Source organism: Saccharothrix deserti (genome assembly GCF_009769385.1).
GTDB lineage: Bacteria > Actinomycetota > Actinomycetes > Mycobacteriales > Pseudonocardiaceae > Actinosynnema > Actinosynnema deserti.
The window spans coordinates 99,674-114,179 of sequence record NZ_VKAB01000026.1 but is presented as its reverse complement, the minus strand read 5'-3'; the positions used below and the strand labels follow the sequence as shown (position 1 = coordinate 114,179).

Sequence of the window (14,506 nt, the reverse complement as noted above, 5' to 3'; positions counted from 1 at the left end):
TAAACCGGTTGAGACGTGGATGTGTGGGCCGAACGGAGCAATGTCGGCGGGGCGCTGAACAGCCCTCGGTCACTGCTCGTACTTCCTCAACGAGAACGGGTCACCCCCGCCGCGCAGGTGCACTCGCCTCTCCCCACACAGGAAGGTGGTTCATGAGGCACACACGTCCCCAGCTCGGTAAGAAACGCGCGGTGGTCGTCGGTGCGGTCGGCATAGCGGCGATGGTCGTGACGGCGGCCGTCGCGCTCGCCACCGCAGGCCCAGACCAGGCGGAGCAGGCCATCGTCTGCCCGTCGCCGGTCGGCGCGCTGACCGCGGTGCCGGAGGCGGCGCAGGCCGAAGTCGACCGCGAACTGGCGAACCTGGACAAGCAGCTCAAAGAGGCCAACGAGCGGTTGGTCAAATCGGAAGGCGAAGGCGGACCGAACTTCGTCGACAACGCGATCCTGGGTCCCTTGGCCAGCAAGCGGACCGCCGCGTTGGACCGCATGGCGATAGCGATCGGCCGCGTCGACGAGAAGCCGGAGGGGTTGGAGCAGTTCGCGAAGTGCGCGCTGGGTGAGGCCGGTGAGGTCGCCGAAGTGACCACGGCCCCGCCCGCGGCCGCGCCTGCCGAAGGTGAGCAGGTGATCGAGTGCCCGTCGCCCCTCGACGCGTTGGCTCAGGTGGAGGTGCCGGCCTCGGCCGAGGCCGAGGTCGAGCGGGAACTCGCGAACCTCGACAAGCAGATCCAGGAGGCGAACGACCGTCTGGTGAGCACGAAGGGTCAGGGTGGGCCGAACTTCGTGGACAACGCGATCCTGGGTCCGTTGGCCGACAAGCGGACGGCCGCGCTGAACCGGATCGAGACCGCGATCGGCCGCGTCGCCGAGAAGCCGGAAGGGTTGGAGCAGTTCGCCGAGTGCGGATTGGAGTAAGCGGATCCACTCGCGTGGAGAGGCCGGTCCGGGCGTGTGCCCGGACCGGCCTCCGGCGTTTGGAGGGCGTCTTCCGGCGTCGGACGGCCTGGCCGCGCCGTCCGGTCACGTTGATCGGCTTCGAGCCGCGTGGCCCCCTGGTCGCCGCGTTCCGGGTCGGGCGGGAGCCCGCGCCGCTCGACGTGGCGCAGCTGCGGCCGGGCGGGGGTTCCGGCAACGGGTGGTGCCTGGACCTCGACATCACCGGGATCCGGCCGTCCGGGCTGGGTGAAGGGCTGTTCGACGTGGATGTCCGCAACGGTGTCCCGCGCCCGTCGTCGCCGGACGTCAAGCCCGTCTGGGATTTGTGGTACGCGGGCGGCCCGGACGTGCCGAACCTCTGGGCGTCCTACTCGACCGGGATCCGCTGGGAGTGGGTGGACGTGGCCATGAGCCACCACGACCCCGCTCCTCCGCCCGCCTCGCCCCCCGGCCACGTGGTGCACCTCGACGGTCGGTACGTCACCGACCTGGCGGGTTTCCACTGCGCGATCGGGGAGGCGGTGAACGGCCCGGCGGCTACTACGGTGGCGAACTCGACGGGATGCCCGGGATGCTCCGCGGGTTCGGTGCGGTCGCGCCGTTCACCCTGGTCTGGCACGACCACGACGTGGCGCGCCGACACCTCCCGCTGGAGGGCGAGCGGGAGGTGTCCGGGCGCGACCGGTTCGTCGAGATCCTCGATGTGCCGCGGGAGAACGGGGTCGAGGTCCGGCTGGAGTGAGGCTCACGCGACCTTCGGTGCGGCCCGCATCCCGATGTAGCAGCACTTCCGGCCGTCCGTGAGGGTGGAGAACACGACCGGCATGTAGGCGTCGCTGAACGACGGTCCGGCGCCCGAGGCGGCGAACACGGTGTCGCTGACCGGCAGCAGGTCCATGTCCATCGACGGGTAGTCCTTCATGCCGTCCACGAACTCGTAGCGCAGGTGCGGCGCGCCGTCGCGGGTGTCGACCGTGATCACCACGCCTTCACGGCGGTAGGTGCCGAGGTGCGGCGTGATGTCGACGACCGCCTCGGTGGGGCCGAAGGGTTCGGGCACGGGGACGCCGGCGGTCGCCGCGAGCAGTTCGCCGAGCAGTGCCGTGGCCAACGGCCGCGCGCCGCCGCCGTTGGTGAGCAGGGCGACGGCGACTCCCGCGCCGGGCACCACGCGGAGGTAGGCGTACTGGCCGGTGGCCGCGCCGTCGTGGCCGAATCCGGGGGTGCCCTCCCAGTCGTAGAGGGTCCAGCCCAGGCCCCAGCCGTCGGCGCTGACCGTCCACTTGTCCGGCACGTCGACCTGCCGCTCCTGCATCGCCGCGACGCCGTCCGGGGTGAGCACGGACGCCCCGCCGTCGAGGTGCGCCTTGGCCAGCCGGACCACGCCGGCGGCACTGGCGCAGACGATCGCGCCGGGACCGAACCCGCGCGGCATCATCTCCCACACCGGGGCGACGTCCGGGGCCCGGCCCGGCGCGCCGAGGTGGCCCATGGCGGAGCGGAAGCGCAGCAGGTCTTCCGGCAGCATCATCGTGTGGTCCAGGCCCAGCGGCGCGAGGACCCGCTCCCGCAACGCCCGGTCCCACGTCATACCGGTCAGCACCTCCACGATGCGGCCGAGCACCACGTAACCCGAGCCGCTGTAGGACACCGTGGTGCCGGGCGGGCAGTCCTGGGCGAGGTCGGCGCAACCCTCGACGTAGCGGGCGATGCAGTCGTCGCCGCGTCCGGTGTCGAGGTGGAAGTCGCCGCTGAGGCCGCTGGTGTGGGACAGCAGTTGGCGCGGGGTGACGGTCCGGCTCGCCTCGTCGTCGGCGACCTCGAAGTCCGGCAGCACGGCGCGGACCGGCGCGTCGAGGTCGAGCAGGCCGGTTTCGACCAGCTGCATCACCAGGGTGGCGGTGTAGATCTTGGCGACCGAGCCGAGCTGGAACACCGAGTCGGTGGTCGTGGTCACGCCGGTGTTCCGGTTCAGCACGCCGGTCGCGAACTCGTGGATCTCGCCGTCCACCAGCACGGCCAGGGTCGCGCCGGGCACGTGGTTCGCGGCGCTCAGCTCGTCCAGCCGGGCCTGCCAGTGATCGCGCTGGAAAGTCATGGGTTCCTCCTCGGCCGAGCGTCTTGCGAACGCTGTTCTCGTCTTGCGCACACTGTACGCAGCGGGACGGTTGTGCGCAAATGCGCACGTCGTGCGCTAGGTTGGGCGGTGAGAGGAGGCCCCCATGCCAGAACCGACCGTCCCGTCCGTGTGGGCCCGTCAACGCCGTGCGCGTGAGCAGCCCGCGTTGAGCCAGGACCGGATCGTGTCCGAGGCCGTGCGGCTGTTGGACGCGGAAGGTGTCGAGGCGCTGAGCATGCGTGCCCTCGGTGCCCGGCTCGGTGCCGGCGCGACGTCGCTGTACCGGCACGTGGCCAACAAGGACGAGCTGATCGAGCTGGTCGTGGACGAGGTCTACGGCGAGATGCTGGTGCGTGACGCCGACGACCCGGTCGGCTGGCGGACGTCGGTCGCCGAGTGCGCGCACAGCCTGCGCGCGATGGTGCTGCGCCACCCGTGGGTCGCCTCGGTGTTCGGGCAGGTCGGGTTGGCGCAGCTGGGGCCGAACCTGATGGCGCGGTCCGAGCGGCTGCTGGCGCTGTTCCGGGCGGCGGGTTTCCCGCCGGGCGAGGCGGACCAGGCGATGAGCACGCTGATCGCGTACGTCGTCGGCATGACCACCAGTGAGGCCGCGTACCTGTCGCTGCTCGCCCGCAGCGGCCAGACCGAGCAGGAGTGGGCGGACAGCGTGCGGTCGACCGCCGAACAGGCCGTCCGCGACCACCCGCGGCTGCGTGACGAGTACGCGGCGCGGCGGGGCGACGACCCGGCGAAGCTGCGCGACGACAACTTCACCTACGGCCTCGACCGGGTGCTGGACGGTCTCGCGGCCAGGGTGTCCGGCTAACGCCGGCGCGGTCCGAACTTCATCGACATGCCCCGGATGTCGACGCTGAGCAGCGGGCGGTGGGGGAGGAGCCAGGACAGCGGCCCGGCCGGGTCGATGTCCCAGCTCGTCCGCAGCGCGGTCACGAATCCCTTGGCGCGCAACGGTGTCCGGGCCAAACCGCTGCTGAACGCCTGCCACGTCGACGTCGCCACCGGCAGCCATACGCCGATCCGCGACTGCCTGCCGCGCACCGAGGCGATCGTGCCGCTCACGTCACGGGCGGACGCGGTGAGACCCCGTTCCCACTCGAACTCCGCCAGCTCCTTGGGGATGCCCCACAGCTCACGCCCACCCGCGCGGGACGCCGGGCTGTCCACCCAGACGCGCGTGATCGACACACCGAACCGCAGCCCCTGTCGCACCAGCACCGCCGCCACCAACTCGTGGTAGGCCATGCCGGGCGGCTGGTAGTGCACGAACGCCGTGCCCACCACGGCCCGCCCGAGCACCGTCACCGGACGCACCGGCAACGGCGGTAGTGCCGTCGCCCTGACCAGCCACACGGACACGCACGCTCGGCCGTTCAGCTCCCACGGTTCGGGCGGATAACTCGCCATCGCGGCCCCTCGCTTCGGCGGTAGGCACAACTGTGCATCATTGTTGGGCCACAACGGCATTGCGCGCTCGATGAGCGAGAGCACGCGGGCGTCGGCGTTCCGCACCGATGTCCAGGCCCTGCTGCCCGCCGCGTTGCTGGTGCTGGGCGTCAGCCTCGTCGCCGCCTACCTCCTGCTGCCCTACCCGCGCTGGGAGGCGACCGCGGCGGAGGCGTTCGCGAGCGCGTCGTACTGGGAGAACCGGCTGCTCGCGGCCAAGTCGGTGGACTACTCGGCGGCCAACGCGGCGGCGAGCCCGGTCCAGCACTACTGGTCGCTGTCGGTGGAAGAGCAGTTCTACCTGTGCTGGCCGTTGCTGCTGGTGGTGCTGTTCAAGATCCGGCGACGGCGGGCACAGGTCGTCGGCATCGCCGTGGTGGGCGCGGCGTCGTTCTGCGACGAGCGGCGGTGTCACGGGGTGGTCGGCAACGTCGCCGTGTACTACGACCCGGACCACCTCAACGCGGCGTTCAGCCGGAGCCTCGCCCCGATGCTCGACCAGGTGCTGAACCCCCCCGGTAGCCCTCTGGCGGACGCACGCGTGACCCGAGTGGGCTACTCGGCGTGGGGCGACTTGCGACTCCGCGTTTCGTGATTCCGAAGGCATCCGCCGCGCGAGCGGAGGTTATCCATTTCCGGGAAAGCGCCGCCCCGGTGGCCGTCGAACCGGGTCGGACGCACCGCGGTCGGCTTCACGAATGTCCAGCACCGCCAGGTCGGGGCAGGTCCGGCGGCGGTCCGGAAAACGTCCACCCGGGCCGTGTCGGGAAATTGGGTCAGCCCCCGACATTCATATCCGGGGAATACATCGGAACGCGACCATCTCTCTGTTCCGACATTCGCCACCTTGCTAACCTCCGGTGAACTCGGACGGCGCCGCGCGCCGCCCGGGGGTGCAACCGGCCCGGGGGAAGGCGAACGCGCAGACATGAGTGCTCACCGCATCGGATTGGCGCAGGGCACGGCCATCTACGTCGGAGCCATCCTCGGCGCGGGCATCCTCGCGCTGCCCGCGCTCGCCGCGGCCGAGGCCGGACCCGCCGCGGTGATCGCCTGGATGAGCCTGGTGCTGTTCTGCATCCCGGTGGCGCTGAGCTTCGCCGCGATGGGCTCGGAGTACCCGGACGGCGGCGGCATCGCCACGTTCGTGGCCAAGGCCTGGGGGCCGCGCGCCTCGGGCGCGGTCGGCTACTGGTTCTACTTCGCGCTGCCCGCCGGCGCGCCCGCGACCGCGTTCGTCGGCGGCCAGTACGTCGCGCACGCCCTGGGCGGCGGCGACCGGCAGGCGCTGGCGGTCGCCGCGGTCCTGCTGGTGGCGGCGTTCGGCATCAACGCCGTCGGCCTCAGGGTCTCCGGACGCGTGCAGCTCGGCCTGGTCAGCCTGCTGGCGGTGCTGCTGCTGGTCGCCGTGATCACCGCGCTGCCGCAGTCCGACACCGACAACCTCACCCCGTTCGCGCCGAACGGCTGGCTGTCCGTCGGGCACGCGGCCAGCCTGCTGTTCTTCACCTTCGCGGGCTGGGAGGCGGTCACCCACCTGTCCGGCGAGTTCCGCGACCCGCGCCGCGACCTGCGCCGCACCGCGATCCTCACGCTGATCGTGGTCGCGGTGCTGTACCTGGGTCTCGCCCTGGCCTGCACCCTGGTCCTCGGCCCCGAACTGGCCGGGTCGAGCGCGCCGCTGACCCTGCTGCTGGAACGCGGTATCGGCCCGGCCGCGGGCCCGGTGACGGCCGGCCTGGCGATCGTGCTGACCTTCGGCACCATGACCGCCTACCTGGCGGGCGCGTCCCGGCTCGGCGCGGCGCTGGCCCGTGACGGCGCGCTGCCCGGGTGGCTGAGCCGCGGCCACGCGGCGGGCGAGGTGCCCCGCCGCAGCCTGGGCCTGCTGTTCGTGCTGAGCCTCGCGCTGTCCGCGGCGGCCCTCGGCTTCGGCCTCGAACTGGGCGACGTGATGCTGGCCGCGTCGACGTGCTTCATCGCGGTGACGGTGGCCGGGCTCGCGGCGGGCCTCCGGTTGCTGCCCCGGCGTTCACCCGTCTGGTGGGGCACGGTCGTCGCACTGGTCGTGATGAGCGTCGTGCTCGTCTTCTCGGGTTACTTCCTGTTGGTGCCCGCGGTGCTCGCGGGAATCGCGGTCACCTACTCCGGGCGGTCGCAGGCGGCCGTTCCGGAAGCTGTCGAGAGTTAATCCATAGCACAACCGAATAGCCCGATCGGAATTGTCGACCGTCACCGGGCGGGTTTTGCCGTGCCGGTACGTGGTCGCCACCGGAGCAACCAAACGGAGCAGAGAAATGATCGCAACCGTCAGCTGCCTCGTCTGCGACACCGCGCTGGAGGTGGCGGAGGCCACCGAAAAGGGCGAGATCGTCGAATGCGGGTCCTGCGGCCAGGAGCACGAGGTCGTCGGGGCGGCCGACGGTCGCTTCACGGTCGAGTTCGCGCCGGAGGTCGAAGAGGACTGGGGCGAGTGACCGGGCGACCGGACGTCCTGCTGTCGGTGACGATGGTGCGGCCCGACGAACGGCTGCTGCTCGACTCGCTGCGCGCGGCGGGCATCAGCGTCGAGACCGCCCTCGTCGCCGACATCGGCAACGTGCTCAACGGGTCGGCGCCGCCGCCCGCCGTCGCGTTGCTGCGCAACCTGTCCCACCGCGAGGCGGCGGGCATCGCGCACCGGCTCGGCCACCTCGGCGTGCCGACCCTGAACACCGGCACGGCGATCGACATCTGCCACGACAAGGGCACGCAGGCGCTGCTGTTCGGGCGGCACGGCGTCCCGCACCCGAAGTCGCTGCACGCGTTCGGCCACGACCAGGTGCGGGACATCGCGTTGTCGCTGGGCTGGCCCGTCGTGGTCAAACCGCTCAGCGGCTCCTGGGGACGCGGTGTGGTCCGGTTGACCGACCTGGCGTGCCTGGAGGCGTGGACGGGTGGCCGGGAGTCCGCCGACGCGGCGGGCAAGCTGTTCCCCGTCCTCGTGCAGGAGTACGTCGAGAAACCCGGCCACGACCTGCGCGTGGTGGTCGTCGGCACCGAGCCGGTGGTGGCCATCGAGCGCCGCTCGGCGGACTGGCGCACCAACACCCACCTCGGCGCGACCGTGCGGCGGACCGAGGTCACACCGGTGATCCGGGACCTGTGCGACCGCGTGGTGGCGCTGCTCGGCCCCGGCTTCTACGGCGTCGACCTGCTGGAGGACGTCCGGACCGGCGAACTCAAGGTGTTGGAGGTCAACGCCAACCCGGAGTTCGCCAAGTCGTCCGCGCAGCACGGCGTGGACATCGCCGCGCACCTCGCCACCTTCCTGGCCGACCGCGTCCGCCACCTCGCCGCCGCCTGAACCACTGGGCTGGGCTCAATCTTTTTGGGCTCATCTCTTCGGGCTACCTCTCTGGGGGAGAGCACGATGGACCACTTCGACACCGCGGTAGTGCTCAGCCGAGTGCTGACCTCCGGTGTGATCATGAGCATCGAGCGCAACGACCGCGAGCTGCCCGCGCTGGAACGCCTGCTGCGCAAGGTCGGCGGACGGCCGCACGTGACGCTGGTCAACAGCGTCACGGCGGGGCTGCACTCGGCGTTGGCGGGGCGGCGGCTCGGCCACGGCGACGACGTCGTGGTGCCCGCCCTGGACGACGCCCACCGCCGGTTCCTGGCCTGGCTCGGCGTCCGGGCACGCGAGGACGGCACGCCCGCGTTCGCCTACCTGTCCGCCGGTCCGGCCGACGTCGGCCGGCTCGGCCCGCTGCTCGCCACCACCGCCGGTGCGCCCGCGGTGGTGCTGAACCTGACCGGGCTCGGTTTCGGCCCGGCCGCGGCGGTGCTGTTCGACGACGAGGACGCGTGGCGGCGCGCGGAGCGGCTGAAGATCTTCGGCACGTTCGACCTGCGCACCATGTGGACCCAGACCGAGGCCGACGACGGTGTCGGCGGCGTGCAGTTCAACTACCGGCTGAGCCCCTTGGTCGCCGCCTGTGTCCGGATGGCCCTCACCACGCAAGGAGCGCGGGCGTGAACACCGACTTCCCGAAAGCGCCGCTGCCGCTGCCGCGCGCCGAGGACGTGACCGACGAGCTGGCCGCGCTGGACGGCCCGTCGATCATCCCCGCCGGCCTGCGCCGCACCGTCTTCCCGGTCATCACCAAGGAAGACGTGTTCAAGATGCTGCTGTCCACCCGCATCGACCCGGCCAAGGTCGTCGCGGACTTCACCGAGGCCTACCGCGAGTACGTGGGCGCGGCGCACGCCATCCCGACCGCCAGCGGCACGTCCAGCCTGCACCTGGCGCTGGTCGGCGCGGGCGTGCGGCCGGGTGACGAGGTGGTCGTGCCCGCGTTCACGTTCATCGCCACCGCGCAGGCGGTCGTCGCGGCGGGCGCCGTCCCGGTGTTCGCCGACATCGAGCCGGACACCTACTGCCTCGACCCGGCCGCCGCCGAACGCGCCGTCACCGACCGGACCAGGGCGATCATGCCGGTGCACGTCCACGGCCTGCCGGCGGACCTGACCGCGTTGCGCGCGGTGGCCGACCGGCACGGCCTGGCGCTGGTAGAGGACGCCTCGCACGCGCACTCGGCCCGGTTCGACGGGCGGGTCGCGGGCTCCATCGGCGACGCCGCCGGGCAGAGCCTGATGGCGGACAAGAACTTCCCGGTCGGCGGCGAGGGCGGTATCGCGTTCTTCGCCTCGGCCGACGCGCACGCCCGCGCGGTCGAGTACGTGGAGCGGCACGGCATCGACTACGGCATGTCGTGGATCGTGGCGTCGTTCGGCGCGAGCCAGCTGGAACGGCTGCCGTACTACGACGAGATCCGCGCCCGCAACGCCGCGCGGCTGGCCGAAGTCCTCGGTGAGACCGGTCTGTTCAGCGCGCCGCACGTGCCCGAGGGGCGCACGCACGCGTACAACATGTACCGGATCGGGTTGCACCCTGACGCGGTCGGCCTCGGTGACCTGCCCGTGCACGCGGTGAAGGAGGTCGTGCACGAACTGCTGGTCGCGGAAGGGGTTCCGGCGCGCGAGTGGCAGAACACGCCGATCCCGTGCCACATCCCGTTCCGGCGGCGCGAGGGGTTCGGCGGCGGCTACCCGTTCAGCCTGAACCCGGCGGCGGCCCGGGACTACGCGCCCGAGGACTTCCCGGTCACCCTGGACATGCTCGGCAGCACCCTGGTGCTGTGCCGGGAGCTGCGGTCGCCCGTCGAGTACGAGCGGCTGGAGCGGTACGGGCACGCGTTCGCCAAGGTGGCGCGCCGGCCGGACGCGATCCGCAAGCTGGTCGGCGGCCGGGAGTTCCCGCTGCCGCACGAGAAGGCGGCCCGCCTTGGCTGAGTCGGTCGAGCAGGCTGAGGGAGGCGGTCCGGCTCAGCCGGCTGGGCAGGCGGAGCGCGCTGGGCGGGCTGAGCGGGTGCGGGTCGCGGTGGTCGGGGCCAGCGGGTACACCGGGGCGGAGCTGGTCCGGCTGCTGCTCGACCACCCGCACGCGGAGTTGGCGTTCCTGTCGTCGGAGCGCAGCGCGGGCAAGCCGGTGGACCGGGTGCTGCCCGCCGTGCGCAACCACCCGGCGGTCGCTGGGGTGAAGCTGCGGCCGTTGGCCGAACTGTCCGATGTGGACATCGCGTTCGGCTGCCTGCCGGGCGGTGAGCTTCCCGGCCGGATGCCGTTGTTGGCCGAACGGGCCAAGCACGTGGTCAACCTGGCCGGTGACTTCCGGCTCACCGATCCGGTCGCGGCGGCCAGGCACTACCCGGAGTCGGCGTCGTGGACCGAGCCGTTCGCCTACCACGTGCCGGAGTTCGCCGCGCCCGGCGAGAGGTTCCTGAACCTGCCCGGGTGCATGGCCGTCACGTCGATCTACGCGCTGTACCCGCTGCTGGCCGAGGGGTTGATCGAGCCGGACCCGGTGGTGGACGCCAAGACCGGGTCCAGCGGCGGCGGCCGGACGTCGTCGGAGCACCCGGCCGACCGGTTCGGCAACTTCCGGGCGCACAAGCCGCACGGCCACCGGCACGGGCCCGAGGTGGCCGAGGCGCTGCGCTCGCTGACCGGGGTGGACGTGGACCTCCAGTTCTCCACGCACAGCCTGGACGTGGCGCGCGGCATCCTGGTGACGGCGTACTCACGGCTGCGGCCGGGTGTGTCGGAGGTCGACGTCAAGCGCGCGTACGTCAAGGCGTACCGGCGGACGCCGTTCGTCCGGGTCCGCAACCACGGCCTGCCGGCGTTGAAGACGGTGGTCGGGTCGAACGTCGCCGAGGTCGCGCCGCAGGTGCAGGGCGACCGGTGCGTCACCATCGCCACCCTGGACAACCTGATCAAGGGCGCGGCCGGGCAGGCGGTGCAGACGATGAACCAGGTGTTCGGCCTGCCCGAGCACACCGGTCTGCCGTTCACGGCGGTGGCGCCATGACGCCGCGCGTGGCCCTGCACGTGGTGAAGCTCGGCAGCGCGACCCTGGCGCACCCCTCGGTGTTCGCCGAGGTCGCCGAACTGGCCGGGCGGGCACGGGTGCTGGTCGTCGCCGGTGGCGCGGCGGGCATCGCGGCGCACTACCGGGCGATCGGGCGCGAGGTGCCGATGTTGCGGCTGCGCAACGGCGACGAGGTCCGGCACTGCACGCCCGAGGAGATGGCGCACCTCGTGGACGCGTACGAGCGGGTCACGCTGCCCGGTGCGCGGTCCGGGCTGTCGGCGCACGGGCTCGCGGTGTTCACCGCCACCGGGGCGTCCGGGCTGGTCACCGCCACCCCGGCCGGTCCGCTGCGGGCGTCGGTCGAGGGGAAGCAGCGGATCGTCCGCGACCACCGCATCGGCACGGTGACGTCGGTGGACGTCGCACGGCTCGGTGCGCTGCTCGACGCCTACGACGTCGTGGTGCTGTCACCGCCGGTGGCGGCGTCCGACGGCGGCACGCCGCTGAACGTGGACGCCGACGTGCTGGCCGCCGAGCTGTCCAACGTCCTGCACGCCGACCACCTGCGGCTGGTCACCGGCACGCCGGGGCTGCTCGCCGACAAGGACGACCCGGCCACGACGATCACCGACGTGCACCCCGGCGAGGGCGGCGGGCACGCGGGCGGCCGGATGCGGCAGAAGGTCCGGGCCGCCGAACTGGCGCTCCTCGGCAGCGCGGACGTCGCCATCACCGGACCGCACACCCTGCACAACCCGGCCGGCACCAGCCGGTTCTGGCCGGAACGCCCGCCTCGGGCGGAGCTGACCCTGTTGAACCGGGTGGTGGCCATCCCGTCGGTGTCCCACGACGAGGGCGAGCTGGCCCGGTACCTGGTCGGGTGGTGCGCCGAGCGCGGGATCGACGCGTTCGTGGACGAGGTCGGCAACTTCGTCGCGACCAGGGGCGAGGCCGTCGGCGGAGGCGTGCCGCGCCGGTTGCTGATGCTCGGCCACCTGGACACCGTGCCGTTCCACTGGCCGGTGCGCTGGGACGGCGACGCGTTGTTCGGGCGCGGGAGCGTGGACGCCAAGGGGTGCCTGGCCAACTTCGTCGAGGTGCTGGCCGCCTGCGACGTGCCGCCGGGGTACCAGTTGCGGGTGGTCGGGGCGGTGGAGGAGGAGGTGTCGTCCTCGCGCGGCGCGTTCCACGTCCGCGACCACTACCCGGCCGACGCGGTGGTCGTCGGCGAGCCGAGCGGTGTGGACGCGTTGACCTTGGGCTACTTCGGGTTGTTCAAGCTGGGGCTGTCCGTGCGCACGCCCACCGGGCACTCGGCGGGCAAGGACGCGGTGTCCGCGCCGGACGCCGTGGTCGGACTGGCCCAGGACATCCGGGACGACGTGCTCAAGCTCGTGCCCGAGGCGTTGAGCGCGCTGATCTCGTTGTCCAGCGCGCAGCGGCACGACCACCACACGGCGGAAGCGGTGCTGAACTTCCGCGTCCCGCCCGGCGCGGACCTGGACGCGATCACCGCCGCGGCCCTGGGGCACGCTTCGGTGCACGCCTCTTTCGGGCATGCGTCGGTGGAGGTGCTGCGGCGCACGCCGGGGCACGCGGGCAAGCGGTCGACCGTGCTGGCCAAGGCGTTCGGCCGGGCGTTCGGGCAGCAGGGGCTGCGGCCGAGGTACCTGGTGAAGAAGGGCACGTCCGACATGAACACGCTCGCCACGACGTGGCGGGACGTGCCGATGGTCGCCTACGGGCCGGGCGACTCGGCGTTCGACCACACCGACGACGAGCGGATCACCGGGGCCGACTACCTGGCCGCGCGGGCCGTGTTGGCCGATGCCGTCGGGCACTGGATCACGTTGACGGGGGCGGCAGGATGACCGGGACGTTGGCAGGCACCTCGGTGGAGGTGCTGCGGGAACGGGCGGTGCTGGCGCGCCGGCTGGTCGTGGACATGGCGGCCCAGCCGACCGGGTGCCACCTGGGCGGGAGCCTGTCCGTGCTGGACATCCTCGTCGCCGCGTTCGACCGGGCCTCGGCGGACGACGGCACGGAGGTCGTGCTGAGCAAGGGGCACGCGGCGGCGGCGTTGTACGCGGCGCTGCACGTGTCCGGGAGGTTGGCGGAGAACCCCGCGCCGCTGTACGGGCTGGCGGGCCACCACTACACCGGCCACCCGAGCCCGGCGGTGCCCGGTGTGCGGTTCCCGACCGGCAGCCTCGGGCACGGCGTGCCGTACGCGGCGGGGTGGGCGTTCGCGCAGCGGCTGTCCGGCGGGTCCGGGCTCGGCATCGCGGTCACCGGTGACGGCGAGCTGCAGGAAGGGCTGGTGTGGGAGGCGTGCCAGGTCGCCGCCGCGCGGCGGTTGGGCAACCTGGTGGTCGTCGTGGACCGCAACGGCGGGCAGAACGACGGCCTGGTGGCGGACATCTCGCCGTTGCCGGACCTGGGCGCCCGCTTCGCCGCGTTCGGGTTCGCGGTGTCCGAAGTGGACGGCCACGACATCGGGGCGTTGCGCGCGGTGCTGGGCGGTGAGGTCGGCGACCGGCCGCGTGCGGTGATCGCGCACACCGTGAAGGGCAAGGGCGTGCCGCCGGTGGAGGGCAAGCCGGGCGCGCACTACGTGACCATCGACGCGGCGAGGGCGGCCAAGTGGAAGCGGATGATCAGGTGACCGCCGTGCTGTCCGGGCGGGACGCGTACCGCGACGAGCTGACCGAACTGGCCCGGCACGACCCGCGGGTGTTGTGCTTCGAGGCGGATCTCGGTGGGCGCAAGCACCCGTTCGCGGAAGCGCACCCGGACCGGTTCTTCAACCTCGGCATCGCCGAGGCCACGATGATCGACATGGCGTCGGGACTGGCGTCGGCGGGGTACCGGCCGTTCGTCAGCACGTTCGCGCCGTTCGCCACCTTGCGCGCGGCGGAGAGCATGAAGCTGGGCATGGGGTACATGGGCGCCGGTGTGGTCGTGGTCGCGCCTTATGCCGGTGTGTCGGGGGCGTGGTTCGGCACCACGCACCACTGCCTGGAGGACTTGGCGGTGGTGCAGAGCTTCCCCGGGATCACCATCGCCGCGCCCTACGGTGAGGCGGAGACGCGTGCGGTGATCCGTGCGGCTGCCGCCGGTTCGGGGCCGTTCTACGTGCGGACCGGGCGGAACGCGGCGGCGGTGAGCCTGCCTTGGGACGGTGACGTGCCGCCTCTGGTGAACTGGGTTCAGCCCGGGTCGTCCGACGTGTGCCTGGTGTCGGTGGGTGAGGTCGGCACTTCGCTGGCGTTGGAGGCGAGTGCGGAGCGGCCGGAGTCGGGGCACGCGCACCTGTGTTTTCTGGATCACGCGTCGTTGTCGGAGGCGGCCGAGGAGCTGCGGTCGTCCCGGTACACGCGGTTCGTCGTGGTGGAGGAGCACCGGCCCACCGGCGGGGTGGCGAGCACGTTGGCGCTGCTGATGCCTTCGGCTTCGGTGGTCGGCGTGAACGCGGGGATGGCGTGGCCGTCCGAAGGCGGCGATCATGGCGAGGTGCTGGGGCGGTTGGGCTTGGACCTGGCACATCTGCTGGCCGTTGTCTGAGGG

At 72.2% G+C, this 14,506-nt stretch carries 15 protein-coding genes; 13 read left to right on the top strand and 2 right to left on the bottom strand.

Annotated elements, in window-relative coordinates; translation table 11 throughout:
- Nucleotides 1-152 precede the first annotated feature (152 nt).
- On the top strand, nt 153-917 hold the full coding sequence (locus FM051_RS34780; RefSeq protein ID WP_158850914.1) for a hypothetical protein: 765 nt from the start codon (nt 153-155) through the stop codon (nt 915-917).
- A gap of 14 nt (nt 918-931) precedes the next feature.
- The gene (locus FM051_RS34775) at nt 932-1,720 is read left to right on the top strand and encodes a barstar family protein (RefSeq protein ID WP_158850912.1); all 789 of its coding nucleotides are present in this window, start codon (nt 932-934) and stop codon (nt 1,718-1,720) included.
- Here FM051_RS34775 and FM051_RS34770 read toward each other — a convergent pair.
- Complete coding sequence (locus FM051_RS34770; protein ID WP_158850910.1) at nt 1,684-3,036, bottom strand: serine hydrolase domain-containing protein; 1,353 nt, start codon at nt 3,034-3,036, stop codon at nt 1,684-1,686. The genes FM051_RS34775 and FM051_RS34770 overlap by 37 nt on opposite strands.
- Before the next feature lie 124 nt (nt 3,037-3,160).
- Between FM051_RS34770 and FM051_RS34765 the strand changes: the two genes are divergently transcribed.
- Nucleotides 3,161-3,883: a TetR/AcrR family transcriptional regulator gene (locus FM051_RS34765; protein WP_158850908.1), complete on the top strand. Its 723-nt coding sequence runs from the start codon at nt 3,161-3,163 to the stop codon at nt 3,881-3,883.
- On the opposite strand, the gene FM051_RS34760 is transcribed toward FM051_RS34765, so the two are convergent.
- A complete protein-coding gene (locus FM051_RS34760; protein WP_158850906.1) occupies nt 3,880-4,482 on the bottom strand; it encodes an acetoacetate decarboxylase family protein in 603 nt (200 codons plus the stop codon). The genes FM051_RS34765 and FM051_RS34760 overlap by 4 nt on opposite strands.
- A 70-nt stretch (nt 4,483-4,552) precedes the next feature.
- On the opposite strand from FM051_RS34760, the gene FM051_RS50860 reads away from it, so the two are divergent.
- From FM051_RS50860 to FM051_RS34710, 10 genes are all read left to right on the top strand, one after another.
- Nucleotides 4,553-5,116 carry an acyltransferase family protein gene (locus FM051_RS50860; RefSeq protein ID WP_202919173.1) on the top strand — a complete coding sequence of 188 codons (564 nt, stop codon included), beginning with the start codon at nt 4,553-4,555 and terminating at the stop codon, nt 5,114-5,116.
- Nucleotides 5,117-5,449: 333 nt separating this feature from the next.
- The gene (locus FM051_RS34750) at nt 5,450-6,712 is read left to right on the top strand and encodes an APC family permease (RefSeq protein WP_158850904.1); all 1,263 of its coding nucleotides are present in this window, start codon (nt 5,450-5,452) and stop codon (nt 6,710-6,712) included.
- A gap of 106 nt (nt 6,713-6,818) precedes the next feature.
- On the top strand, nt 6,819-6,998 hold the full coding sequence (locus FM051_RS34745; protein ID WP_158850902.1) for a lysine biosynthesis protein LysW: 180 nt from the start codon (nt 6,819-6,821) through the stop codon (nt 6,996-6,998).
- Nucleotides 6,995-7,867 (top strand): RimK family alpha-L-glutamate ligase, encoded by an 873-nt coding sequence (locus FM051_RS34740; RefSeq protein ID WP_202919172.1) that lies wholly within the window; start codon nt 6,995-6,997, stop codon nt 7,865-7,867. Before FM051_RS34745 ends, FM051_RS34740 begins: the two co-directional genes overlap by 4 nt.
- Before the next feature lie 66 nt (nt 7,868-7,933).
- Entirely contained in the window at nt 7,934-8,542 is a 609-nt protein-coding gene (locus tag FM051_RS34735) for a DegT/DnrJ/EryC1/StrS family aminotransferase (RefSeq protein WP_158850900.1), read from the top strand.
- Nucleotides 8,539-9,858 (top strand): aminotransferase class I/II-fold pyridoxal phosphate-dependent enzyme, encoded by a 1,320-nt coding sequence (locus tag FM051_RS34730; RefSeq protein WP_158850898.1) that lies wholly within the window; start codon nt 8,539-8,541, stop codon nt 9,856-9,858. The genes FM051_RS34735 and FM051_RS34730 overlap by 4 nt, the downstream gene beginning before the upstream one ends.
- 76 nt (nt 9,859-9,934) lie before the next feature.
- Nucleotides 9,935-10,936, top strand: a complete 1,002-nt coding sequence (gene argC / locus FM051_RS34725; protein WP_158850896.1) for an N-acetyl-gamma-glutamyl-phosphate reductase — start codon at nt 9,935-9,937, stop codon at nt 10,934-10,936.
- On the top strand, nt 10,933-12,810 hold the full coding sequence (locus FM051_RS34720) for a M20/M25/M40 family metallo-hydrolase (protein ID WP_158850894.1): 1,878 nt from the start codon (nt 10,933-10,935) through the stop codon (nt 12,808-12,810). The genes argC and FM051_RS34720 overlap by 4 nt, the downstream gene beginning before the upstream one ends.
- Nucleotides 12,807-13,604, top strand: coding sequence for a 1-deoxy-D-xylulose-5-phosphate synthase N-terminal domain-containing protein (locus FM051_RS34715; RefSeq protein ID WP_158850892.1), 798 nt, complete (start codon nt 12,807-12,809; stop codon nt 13,602-13,604). Before FM051_RS34720 ends, FM051_RS34715 begins: the two co-directional genes overlap by 4 nt.
- The gene (locus FM051_RS34710) at nt 13,583-14,503 is read left to right on the top strand and encodes a transketolase family protein (RefSeq protein ID WP_202919171.1); all 921 of its coding nucleotides are present in this window, start codon (nt 13,583-13,585) and stop codon (nt 14,501-14,503) included. The genes FM051_RS34715 and FM051_RS34710 overlap by 22 nt, the downstream gene beginning before the upstream one ends.
- The last annotated feature ends 3 nt before the right edge of the window (nt 14,504-14,506 follow it).